7 protein-coding genes are annotated in these 12560 nt (G+C 43.2%); all 7 read left to right on the top strand.

Annotated elements, in window-relative coordinates; genetic code table 11:
• The first annotated feature begins 66 nt into the window (after positions 1 to 66).
• The 7 genes from F0251_RS21000 to F0251_RS20970 all read left to right on the top strand — a co-directional run bounded on the left by F0251_RS21000 (position 67) and on the right by F0251_RS20970 (position 12537).
• Positions 67 to 540, top strand: coding sequence for a GAF domain-containing protein (locus F0251_RS21000; protein WP_008224656.1), 474 nt, complete (start codon positions 67 to 69; stop codon positions 538 to 540).
• A gap of 97 nt (positions 541 to 637) precedes the next feature.
• Positions 638 to 1261: an RNA chaperone ProQ gene (gene proQ, locus F0251_RS20995; protein ID WP_004742319.1), complete on the top strand. Its 624-nt coding sequence runs from the start codon at positions 638 to 640 to the stop codon at positions 1259 to 1261.
• A gap of 17 nt (positions 1262 to 1278) precedes the next feature.
• Positions 1279 to 3273, top strand: a complete 1995-nt coding sequence (gene prc / locus F0251_RS20990) for a carboxy terminal-processing peptidase (RefSeq protein WP_171731733.1) — start codon at positions 1279 to 1281, stop codon at positions 3271 to 3273.
• Positions 3274 to 3533: 260 nt separating this feature from the next.
• On the top strand, positions 3534 to 4217 hold the full coding sequence (locus F0251_RS20985; RefSeq protein ID WP_061033448.1) for a hypothetical protein: 684 nt from the start codon (positions 3534 to 3536) through the stop codon (positions 4215 to 4217).
• Positions 4218 to 4435: 218 nt separating this feature from the next.
• The gene (gene pepN / locus F0251_RS20980) at positions 4436 to 7042 is read left to right on the top strand and encodes an aminopeptidase N (RefSeq protein WP_171731732.1); all 2607 of its coding nucleotides are present in this window, start codon (positions 4436 to 4438) and stop codon (positions 7040 to 7042) included.
• Between the two features lie 206 nt (positions 7043 to 7248).
• On the top strand, positions 7249 to 7467 hold the full coding sequence (locus F0251_RS20975) for a DUF2835 domain-containing protein (protein WP_081090361.1): 219 nt from the start codon (positions 7249 to 7251) through the stop codon (positions 7465 to 7467).
• Positions 7468 to 7695: 228 nt separating this feature from the next.
• Positions 7696 to 12537, top strand: a complete 4842-nt coding sequence (locus F0251_RS20970) for an NAD-glutamate dehydrogenase (protein WP_171731731.1) — start codon at positions 7696 to 7698, stop codon at positions 12535 to 12537.
• The last annotated feature ends 23 nt before the right edge of the window (positions 12538 to 12560 follow it).

The raw sequence follows: 12560 nt of genomic DNA, 5'->3' as shown, positions 1-12560 counted from the left end.
GGTTGGTGGTCGCATTCTACTGTGTTCTCTTAATAATGGAAGTCTCAATTTAATTGGAAGTTAATAATGAAAATAGAACATTACCATCGCTTAACCAAACAAGCCGTTGCATTAATCGAATCAGAAACCGATATGATCGCAAATTTGTCAAATATCAGTGCATTACTGTCGATGGAACTTGACGATCTTAACTGGGCAGGCTTTTACTTAATGAAGGGCGATGAATTGGTTCTTGGTCCATTTCAGGGTAAGCCTGCATGTGTACGTATTCCTGTCGGTCGTGGTGTATGCGGAACTGCAGTTTCGACAAACACCGTTCAACGTATATACGACGTGCATGAGTTCGAAGGTCACATTGCTTGTGACGCGGCAAGTAACTCAGAAATTGTGATTCCGTTTACGATTGATGGAAAAATAGCAGGCGTGCTGGATATCGATAGCCCAAATGTTGGTCGATTTAGCGAAATTGACGAGGAAGGACTGACGTTTTTCATGGCTGAAGTGGAAAAGCTGCTTAATTCGCACGCGAACAAGGCATAAATTATTCTCTTACTGTGGTTTTTCCCAAGCATCTCTCTATAATACGTAAAAATATTTTCTTAATGCTCGCGGAAAACCGCAAAAACCAGGAACCCACATGGAAAACACTGAAAAGTTAAAAAACAGCAAAGAAGTTATCGCATATATTGCTGAATGTTTCCCTAAATGCTTTACTTTAGAAGGTGAAGCGAAGCCACTTAAAATTGGTATTTTTCAAGATCTTGCTGAACGTCTAAATGAAGACGAAAAAGTAAGTAAGACTCAGCTTCGTGCAGCGTTAAGACAGTACACATCATCATGGCGTTACCTGCACGGCGTAAAAGCTGGTGCAGAGCGTGTTGACCTAGACGGCAACGCGTGTGGCACACTAGAAGAAGAGCACGTTGAGCACGCTAAAGCTACACTTGCAGAAAGCAAAGCTAAAGTTCAGGCTCGTCGTAAAGAGCAAGCACAAAAAGCTCGCGAAGAAGGCAAAGCGAAACCTAAGGCGAAGAAAGCTCCACAGCCTCGTCGCCAAGCGCCTAAAGCACCAAAAGTAGAAAAGCCTGTAGAAACACGCGCTTTGAACGCTGACGAATTCATCGCTGGCAAAGAAGTAAATGTGAACATGGGTAAAGGAAACATGGCTGCGACCATTGTTGAAATCAATAAGGAAGATGTACGTGTTCAGTTAGCAAACGGCCTACAAATGGTTGTTAAAGCGGAGCACTTGCGCGCTTAAAGGAGATACTCCTACGCATGAAATGCCGTTCAAAATTGACACTGATTGCTGCTAGCTTTTTGCTAGCAGCTTCAGCTCAGGCTCTTGAAGCCAAATTAGATCAGGACGATTTACCTTTACTCGCTCCTGAGGTCCAACACGAAACTGCTAGTAAACGTGTTACTTCTCGATTTACTCGTTCCCACTATAAACACTTCAATCTCAACGACGATTTCTCTCAAGCTATCTTTAATCGTTATTTAGAGATGCTGGATTACAATCGTAATATCTTCACCCAAGCTGATATTGACTCTTTCTCTGCGGCATCGAAGCAAATCGATGACCAGCTAAAAGCAGGCAATAACCAGATTGCTTTCGATGTTTACAATTTGTCTATGCAGAAGCGTTTTGAACGTTTCCAGTATGCACTGTCTTTGCTCGATACTGAAATCAAGTTTGATACCGATGAAACTATTGAACTTAATCGTAGTGAAGCAGCGTGGCCGAAAGATATCGCTGAAGTGAATGAGCTTTGGAGAAAACGCGTTAAATACGATGCGTTGAATCTAAAACTAACTGGTAAAGAGTGGCTAGAGATTCAAGAAGTTTTGGAAAAGCGTTACAACAATGCGATGAAGCGTATTACGCAATCGCATAATGAAGATGCTTTCCAGATCTACATGAACGCATTTGCACGAGAGGTCGATCCTCACACTAGCTACCTTTCTCCAAGAAATGCAGAGCAATTCCAATCTGAGATGAACCTATCTCTGGAAGGGATTGGTGCTGTGCTTCAAATGACAGACGACTACACCGTTATTCGTTCTTTAGTTGCTGGTGGCCCTGCGTCAAACAGTAAACAATTGAGCGATGGCGATCGTATTGTCGGCGTTGGTCAAGATGGAGAAGAGATTGTTGATGTTATCGGCTGGCGCTTAGACGATGTAGTACAACTTATTAAAGGCCCGAAAGGGACTAAAGTGAAGCTGCAGATCTTACCTGATGGTAAAGATGCAAAAAGTCACGTTGTCACAATTGTTCGTGATAAGATTCGTCTAGAAGACCGCGCTGTTAAATCAGAAGTTATCGAGAAAGATGGTAAAAAGATTGGTGTACTAGAAGTGCCAAGTTTCTACGTTGGCCTTTCTAAAGATACCGACAAACTGATCACTGAGCTCAAAGAGCAAGGTGTCGAGGGTATCATTGTCGATCTTCGTAATAATGGTGGTGGTGCACTTACCGAAGCAACGGAACTCTCTGGTCTATTTATCAAAGAGGGGCCTGTTGTCCAAGTTCGTGATAGCTATGGTCGTGTCAAAGTGAACAGTGACACCGATGGTAAGATCAGTTACCAAGGTCCGTTAACGGTATTGGTGAATCGTTACAGTGCATCAGCATCTGAGATCTTTGCCGCTGCAATGCAAGACTATGGTCGTGCGATAATCCTAGGTGAGAACTCTTTCGGTAAAGGAACGGTGCAACAGCATCGCTCTTTGAATCATATCTATGATTTGTTCGATAAAGAGTTAGGTTATGTTCAATACACAATCCAAAAATTCTACCGTATCAATGGTGGTAGTACGCAAAATAAAGGGGTAGTTCCTGATATTGCTTACCCAACGCCGATTGATCCAGCAGATACAGGTGAAAGTGTCGAAGATAATGCACTACCTTGGGATAGCATCGACAAAGCGAAGTACTCAGTGTTACAGCGTAACGATGAGAAAATCGCAACGTTAACGGCTAAACACCAAGCTCGTATCGCGACAGACATGGAATTCGGCTTTATTGCGCAAGATATTGAAAAGTATAAGGCGGATAAAGACGACAACGAACTTTCTCTGAATGAAAAGGTTCGCCAGCAAGAGAGTGATGATGCGGAAGCACTTCGTTTAGAACGTATTAATCAACGTCAAAAAGTCGCTAAGTTAGAGCCTTTCAAAACGTTGGACGATGTTCCGAACGACTATGAAGCCCCTGACGCTTATCTTGATGAGTCGGTTGCAATCATGCTAGATATGATAAAGAAATAGGCTTACCGCCTGTTGAAATTAAAAAGCGAGCTTAGGCTCGCTTTTTTTGTATCTGTTCGGTCTGATGTATCTCTATCTATATGTTTCTTTTGGTTTTTATTGCTAGTTAGTAAGCGAATGCCCTGTGAGTTTTCTAGATTTCTGTTTGGTAAATAATGACATTTAAGTTACTTCGCATTTAAAATTTAGTGACTTGGATCATATTTTTTCGCTTTCTATTCATTACGTGCCTAAGCTTAAAGAAAAACGAGGGGGCGCTTATGAAATGGATTCTACTATTTTTATCTTGTTTAAGTTTTGCTGCTTTTGGGAGTGAAGTTACTCCTAACGGTCAGCAATCAAAAAGTGATAGTAACTTATCCCATTTTGACCTTCCTTTGTTGCTTGGTGACTGGTATTTAATGAATCCAGATCCGGAGCAAGGCACTGAAAACTTTAGAGCAATAAAGCTGACTCTCGATTCAAATTACTCGTTTACTATCGATATCCAGAAAAAAGACTATAGTGTCGACCATTGGGAAGGTTTATATAATGCCAATGAAGACACAATTATTCTGGGTCTGAACACTTCTGAGCCTCAAGTCTATTCTTACAGCAGTAATCACAACATGCTGAATCTTAATGGTGTGATGTTTACTAAAGCATTACCCAATGCACTGGCGGGTATTTGGTCTAGCGCTGAGCTATCGGGTAGCGATTTAAGAGCGAGTAACATCCAAAAAATGGATTTGGTTTTGCAGCCTGACTTTATCTTCATGTTCCGCGTGTCTGATGAAGAAGGTGGCGAAGTTATTCGTCGCGGGGTGTATTACACCGAAGGCGACCAACTAGTGTTACTGTATGAAAACGGTGAACACGGCACTCGATATACACTGAACAGCGATGTGTTAACGCTACAAGGTGAAGAGGGAGATATGTTTGCGGTGCTGAATCGCATCCGATAATTGTGAGTTTTAGACGTAAAGTGTTACTCGTTGATAATATTGTGCACAGTTCTTTTATTAGTCGTTCCTGTCTGATTTGATTGATAAAATAGCAAAACATGGAGGTATTTTCCTACAATGCCTACTTTTTTTAATATTCCCCTTGTTTTATTGGCGATCAACCTTTAGATATATACAGTTAAAAAATTATTACGTATAACGATCAAAAGGAACTCGTCATGGCACATACACCTCAAGCCAAGTATCGTAAAGATTATCAATCACCATCTCACACTATTTCTGAAATCGATCTTACTTTCGATTTATACGATTCAGCATCTATCATTACTGCGGTGTCTAGTGTTAAGCAAGAAAAAGACAGCTCAACATTAGTACTGGATGGTGAAGGCTTGAAGTTGGTTTCTGTGTTGGTTGAAGGCAACGAGTGGACGCAATACGAGCAGTCTGAAACTCAACTAACGTTAACTGATCTTCCGAAGGAGTTTACGTTAACCATCGTTACTGAAGTGAACCCAGAAGGTAACAGTGCACTAGAAGGTTTATACAAGTCAGGCGGCGCTTTCTGTACTCAGTGTGAAGCCGAAGGTTTCCGTCGTATTACTTACTACATGGACCGTCCAGATGTGTTGGCGAAATTCACAACAACAGTTATCGCCGACAAAGCAGAGAACCCGTTCTTATTAAGTAACGGTAACCGTGTTGATGAAGGCGAGGCAGAAAATGGTCGTCATTGGGTGAAATGGCAAGACCCGCATCCAAAACCAGCGTACTTGTTTGCACTCGTAGCCGGTGACTTCGATGTACTTCGTGACGCATACACCACGCAATCGGGTCGCAAAGTTGACCTAGAAATCTTTGTTGATAAAGGCAACCTAGACCGTGCAAACCATGCAATGGTGTCTTTGATTAATTCAATGAAGTGGGATGAAGAGCGTTTCAACTTAGAGTACGACCTAGATATCTACATGATCGTCGCGGTAGATTTCTTCAACATGGGTGCGATGGAAAACAAAGGCTTGAACGTATTTAACTCTAAGTTTGTTTTGGCTAACGACCAAACAGCAACGGATACCGATTACTTAGGTATTGAAGCGGTAATTGGCCATGAATACTTCCATAACTGGACAGGTAACCGAGTGACTTGTCGCGATTGGTTCCAGCTGAGTTTGAAAGAAGGTTTAACCGTATTCCGTGACCAAGAGTTCTCATCGGATCTTGGCTCTCGCGCAGTAAACCGTATCAACAATGTGCGTATCATTCGCGGTCCACAATTTGCCGAAGATGCAAGCCCAATGTCTCACCCAATTCGTCCTGAAAAAGTGATAGAAATGAATAACTTCTATACATTGACCGTGTACGAAAAGGGCAGTGAAGTGATCCGTATGATCCACACATTGTTGGGTGAAGACGGTTTCCAAAAAGGCATGAAACTGTACTTCGAACGTCACGATGGCACGGCAGCAACGTGTGAAGATTTTGTTGCCGCAATGGAAGATGCATCGGGTGTTGATCTGTCTCAGTTCCGTTTATGGTACAGCCAGTCTGGTACGCCGACGCTATCTGTTGAAAGCCATTACGACGCAGAGAAGAAACAGTACACATTAACAACTCGTCAAGTAACGGCGCCAACTCACGAGCAAGCTGAAAAGCAGGCTTTGCATATCCCTCTAGATATCGAGTTGTACACTGCGTCGGGTGATGTTGTTGAGTTACAATGTAACGGTGAGCCAGTTCATAACGTGTTAGACGTGAAAGAAGCGGAACAAACTTTCGTGTTTGAAAACGTTGCGGAACAACCGATCCCATCATTACTTCGTGAATTTTCTGCGCCAGTGAAATTGGAATACGACTATTCAGATGATGAGCTGATCTTCTTGATGGTGAATGCTCGCAATGAGTTCTCTCGTTGGGATGCGGGTCAAATGCTATTAGCGAAGTACATCCGCAGTAACGTAGAGAAGGTTCAACAGGGTCAAGCGTTTGAGCTTTCTGATTCTGTTGTTGACGCATTCCGTGGCGTACTGCTGAGCGATTCACTAGAGCCTGCGTTTATTGCAGAAATGCTTTCACTGCCAAGCCACAATGAAGTATCGGGTTGGTACGAGCGTGTTGATATTGATGCGATCGCATCGGTCCTTAACTCGATGAAAGTAACACTAGCTGCAGAACTTGAAGACGAGTTAGCGGCTGTTTATCACAGCCACGCTCTAACAGAATACACGATCGATCACGATTCGATTGGTAAGCGTACTCTACGTAAAGTTTGCCTAAGTTACTTAGCTCACACTGAGCAGGGTAATGACTTGGTTGTTGCGATGTACCAACAAGCGAATAACATGACAGATACGATGGCAGCAATGGGGGCGGCAAACAGTGCACAACTAGCATGTCGTGAAACCTTGATGGCGGATTACAGTGACAAGTGGAAACACGATGGTCTTGTTATGGATAAGTGGTTTGCATTGCAAGGTACAAACCCAAGTTCAAATGCCCTTGAAGTGATCAAAGAGTCTATGTCACATCAAGCGTTCAGCTTAAAGAACCCAAACCGTACTCGTAACTTGGTCGGTTCGTTCTTAAACATGAACCCAGTTCAGTTCCATGACAAATCAGGTCAGGGCTACGCATTTGCTGGCGAGATCTTACGTGAGCTAAACAGCAGTAACCCGCAAGTGGCTTCACGTCTGATTGATCCACTGCTTAAATTCCGTAAGTATGATGATGATCGCCAAGCTCTTATCAAGCAAGAACTTGAGACATTGAAGAACATGGATAACTTAGCAAAAGACTTATTTGAGAAAGTAACGAAAGCACTAGAAGCTTAAGTTAAGCGTTCTCAAGGCTAACGGTTTACTTATAAACTGTTTACTTACAAAGAAAAGTCATCAGTGGTAGAGAATATCTGCCACTGATTTTTTGTTTCTGGCTCATCGAATTTTCGATAAGCTAGAACAGTTTCAAGCTCAGTCTCACTGTCAGACATCGTTAAGTGCCAAAAAATACCGGCACTGTATATTTATACAGGTATCGTATGAATCACTATATTTTCCAACTTAACATCTCATATCAGCAGTTTTTGGCCAGTTATTCTGGTGCGGCAAGTAAAGTACAAGTAATGACAACAACAGGATTGCGTATTCAGTTACCTGCAACTCGGTTCAGACCTTTTCTTACACAAATAGGGGTTAGAGGGCAATTTAGGCTGACAACTGACCAAAAAAATAAGTTTATTAAGTTAGAAGCTCTGTAAAGCTTGGCATGCCTAGTGAGTTAAAAGGAATCTTAATCACATAATCAAACATTTCACCTCTTACCACCTCCAAAACAATTAACCATTTTTCAATAATGCTTTTACAATAAATGAATGCATTACCTTTGCTTAACTCGTTAGTAGAAAAGTGTTCAAAAGCGCGATTCAAACGCCAGATTAAGTGATACCCCTAATAATAAAATATAATTCTAATTGTGGAGTGTGACTATGACCGCACGTGAAACTGTGGTTCCAGTTTTACTTGAAAAAGTTTACAAGCTGATTCAAGACAAACTTGACCTTGCTCATCGACCTCTCGTAACTCAACTTGCTCAACACTTGTTTAGTAACGTTTCTCATGACGACCTGACTCAGAGAAATGAATCCGATTTATATGGTGCTGTAGTTAGTTTATGGCACCACATCAACGAAAAGAAAGCTGACGAAATCTCAGTACGCGTTTTCAACCCGACGGTAAGTCGTCAAGGTTGGCAGTCCACTCACACTATCGTTGAGATAGTGGTACCGGACAGTCCTTTCCTTGTTGATTCTGTAAAAATGGCACTGACTCGCCTAGACCTTTCTTCTCACCTTATGCTGCATAACCCAACGCAAATCTCTCGCTCTGATTCGGGAAGTGTAGTGGGTGTGAGCAGTGGTGAAGGTGTTTTCCAATCTTTGTTCCACATCGAGGTTGACCGTCTAAGTAGCAAAGCAGAAATGACGGCACTTAAGACAGAGCTTCTAGACATTTTCACTGACACTAGCCTAGTGGTTAACGACTGGTTAACGATGGTTGAAAAGCTGAAAGAAGTCACTGACCAAGTTGAACAGCAAAAAGAAAGCATTCCAGTAGATGGTCAACGTTTTGATGAGACGTTGGCGTTTCTTCGTTGGTTAGGTGAACACAACTTTACCTTTATGGGTTATAAGGAATATGACCTAGTTTCAGTTAACGGCGATACTGAGCTGCAACCGACCAAGGAGCAAGGTCTTGGTTTGTTTGCGAATTCAGATCGTGTACGTAACGTTAAGTTGTCTGAGTTTTCTGACTCGGCGCGTTTAGAAGCAAAAAAACCGTATGTACTTATCGTAACAAAGGGCAACACGGCTTCACGCATTCACCGCCCAGCTTACAATGACTACATCGGCATTAAGAAATTCGATAAGAACGGCAAGGTAATTGGTGAGCACCGTTTCACTGGTCTTTACACTTCTGCTGTTTATAACCAAACCGTTGAAACGATTCCTCTAGTTCGTGAGAAAGTAGAGCGTATCTTAAACGCGAGTGGTTATCGTGAGGGTTCATACTCTTACAAAGCTCTGCACAACATTCTTGAAAACTACCCACGTGATGAACTGCTTCAAGCTCGAGAAGAAGAACTGCTTGAAGTGGGTACGGGTGTCGTACAGATGCAAGATCGTGATCTTCTGCGTCTGTTCGTTCGCAAAGACCCGTTTGGCCGTTTCTTTAGCTGTATGGTTTACGTAACAAAAGATCGTTACAACACTGAACTTCGTCGCCAAACACAGCGCATCTTGAAGCAGTACTTTGGGTGTGAAGAAGAAGTAGAATTTACAACGTACTTCTCTGAGAGCCCTCTGGCAAGAACGCACTATATTGTTCGTGTTGATAACAACAACATGGATGTGGACGTGAAAACAATTGAGCAAAATTTAATGGAAGTATCGTCTACGTGGGATGACCGTCTATCTGAATCAATCATTGCAAACTTTGGTGAGAGTAAAGGGCTTCCATTGTCGAAAGAGTACATGCGTGCATTCCCACGTTCGTACAAAGAAGACATGATGCCAGGTTCTGCCGTTGCAGACATCGAACGTTTAGAAGCACTGAGTGAAGACAACAAACTTGGTATGCTTTTCTACCGTCCACAAGAAGAAGCTGCAGACTCGAAAGCAGTGCGCTTAAAACTGTTCTACCACAGTGCAGAGCCAATTCACCTTTCTGATGTGATGCCAATGCTTGAAAACTTTGGCCTACGCGTAATCGGTGAGTCGCCATACGAAGTGCGTAAGACCAATGGTGTGACATATTGGATCCTTGATTTCTCTATGCTGCACAAGAGCGACCAAACAATTGATCTTCGTGAAGCGCGCGATCTTTTCCAACAAGCCTTTGCTGCAATTTGGGCGGGTGAGTTAGACAGCGATGGTTTCAACCGCTTAGTACTTGGCGCGGGTCTTTCTGGCCGTGAAATCTCAATCTTACGTGCTTATGCTCGTTACATGCGTCAAGTAGGTTTCCCATTCAGCCAACAATACATCGAAGACACATTGTCTCATTACCCAGAGTTAGCAAAAGGGCTAGTGAGCTTGTTTGGCAAGCGTTTTGACCCGAAATTGAAGGGCAGCGCGAAAGGCCAACAAGATCTTATTAAGAAGATCACTGAACAGTTGGATCATGTAGAGAGCTTGGATGATGATCGTATCATTCGTCGCTACATGGAAATGATCACTGCAACGCTTCGTACTAACTACTACCAAGTAGACGAAAACAAGCAGTCTAAGCCTTGGTTGGCTCTGAAAATGAGACCAAGCGAGATTCCAGATATCCCTGCGCCGGTTCCTGCGTTTGAGATTTTCGTGTACGCACCAGATATTGAAGGTGTTCATCTACGTGGCGGTAAAGTAGCACGTGGTGGTTTACGTTGGTCAGACCGTCAAGAGGACTTCCGTACTGAGATTCTAGGCCTAGTTAAAGCGCAACAAGTTAAGAACACGGTTATCGTTCCAGTAGGTGCTAAAGGTGGTTTCGTTTGTAAGCGTCAACACACTATGTCTGGCCGAGATGAGATCTTCGCGGAAGGTCAACGTTGTTATAAGCGGTTCATTCGTGCATTGCTAGACGTTTCAGACAACATCATTGAAGGTGAGGTTATCCCACCTAAGAGCGTGGTTCGTCATGATGAAGATGACCCGTACTTGGTTGTTGCAGCTGATAAAGGTACAGCAACGTTCTCTGACTTAGCGAACTCAGTATCTGAAGAGTACAACTTCTGGTTAGGTGATGCGTTCGCTTCGGGTGGCTCTAACGGTTACGACCACAAAGCGATGGGTATCACCGCAAAAGGTGGTTGGGAATCGGTTAAGCGTCACTTCCGTGAAATGGGCATTAACTGTCAGACAACAGACTTCACTGCTATTGGTGTTGGTGATATGGCGGGTGACGTATTTGGTAACGGTATGCTGCTATCTAAGCACACCCGTCTACAAGCGGCATTTAACCACATGCACATCTTCATTGATCCGAATCCAGATTCAGCATCAAGCTGGGTAGAGCGTGATCGTTTGTTCAATCTACCTCGCTCAAGCTGGGAAGATTACAACAAAGAACTGATTTCTCAGGGTGGTGGCATCTTCTCTCGTCGAGCGAAGTCTATCTCTCTAACACCTGAAATTCAGAAAATGCTGGGTACCAAGAAAGCATCAATGGCGCCAAATGATCTGATCAAAGCGATCTTGTCTATGGAAGTTGATCTACTTTGGAATGGTGGCATCGGTACTTACGTTAAGTCTTCTAGTGAAACTCACACTGATGTTGGCGACCGTGCTAATGACGTGTTGCGTATCAATGGCGGCGATTTGAAAGCAAAAGTTGTTGGTGAAGGCGGTAACTTGGGTATGACTCAATTGGGTCGTATTGAATATGCGCTTACCGGCGGCCGAGTGAACACAGACTTCGTTGATAACGTGGGTGGTGTTGACTGTTCAGATAACGAAGTGAACATTAAGATCTTCTTGAACGGTTTGGTGTCTAATGGTGATCTGACTGTTAAGCAACGTAACCAAGTGCTTGAGTCAATGGAAGATGAAGTTGGTGAAATCGTTCTTGATGACGCGTACTGCCAAGCTGAGTCTATTTCGGTAACTGAACATCAAGGCGTGAGTTTAGTTAAAGAGCAAATCCGCTTCATTCATACTATGGAGAAAGCAGGGTATCTGGATCGTGGTTTGGAATACATCCCAGATGATGAAACTCTGCTAGAGCGTGAGAAGCAAGGTCAAGGCCTGACGCGACCTGAGCTATCAGTATTGATTGCTTACGGTAAGATGGTTCTAAAAGAAGATCTTGTGAGTGATGATATTGCGAATGATGAGTTCCATGCGCAACAATTGATGCAATACTTCCCAACGGAGTTACGCCGTAACTATTCTCAACACATGGATAACCATCCACTGCGTGCAGAGATCATTGCGACGGCTCTTGCTAACCAAATGGTTAACGAAATGGGCTGTAACTTCATTACTCGCTTGCAAGAAGAGACGGGCGCAAACATTGTCGATATTGCGAATGCTTACGCGGCATCACGTGAAATCTATGGTTTGGGTAAAGTGCTTAAGAGCATCCGTGAACTGGACAATATCTCTAGCTCAGAAGCTCAATATGAGTTGCTGTACCATGTACGTCGTACACTACGCCGTTTAACACGCTGGTTACTAAGAAACCGTACTGGCAAACAATCTGTGAAAGCACTGGTTGAACTTTACCAAGGCGATGTAGTCGCTATTACTGAGAAGCTGGATGAAAATCTGGTCGCTTCAGAAGTAGAAGAGCATCAAGCAATGGCGCAAGTATGGATTGACCAAGGCGTTACAGCAGAATTGGCGAATTCAGTAGCTCGTCTGTCTAGCTTGTATTCAGCACTGGATATATCCACAGTGGCTCGTGAAACGGGTAAAACAGTACAACAAGCGTCTAAACTTTACTTCAATCTGGGCGACCGTCTGTCTCTGCACTGGTTCTTGAAGCAGATCAATGGCCAAGCCGTCGACAACAACTGGCAAGCATTGGCACGCGCTGCATTCAGAGAAGATCTGGATTGGCAACAACGTCAATTAACAGGTCAAGTACTTAACTGCGGTTGTGGTTCGGATCTTGATGTGATCAAAGCGCTCGACGATTGGATGGAAAGCAATTCTGTTTCTCTACATCGTTGGGAAAGTATCCTGAACGAATTCAAAGTAGGTTCTGTTCACGAGTTTGCTAAGTTCTCAGTTGCGTTGCGCGAATTGATGCTACTGAATCTAAACTGCATGTCGAAAGACTAACGATTAGACTCAAGTAAAACGAT

The sequence above is a fragment of the Vibrio sp. 070316B genome (assembly GCF_013114115.1).
GTDB classification, from domain to species: Bacteria; Pseudomonadota; Gammaproteobacteria; order Enterobacterales; family Vibrionaceae; genus Vibrio; species Vibrio chagasii_B.
This window is presented reverse-complemented; position numbering and strand designations above follow the sequence as displayed.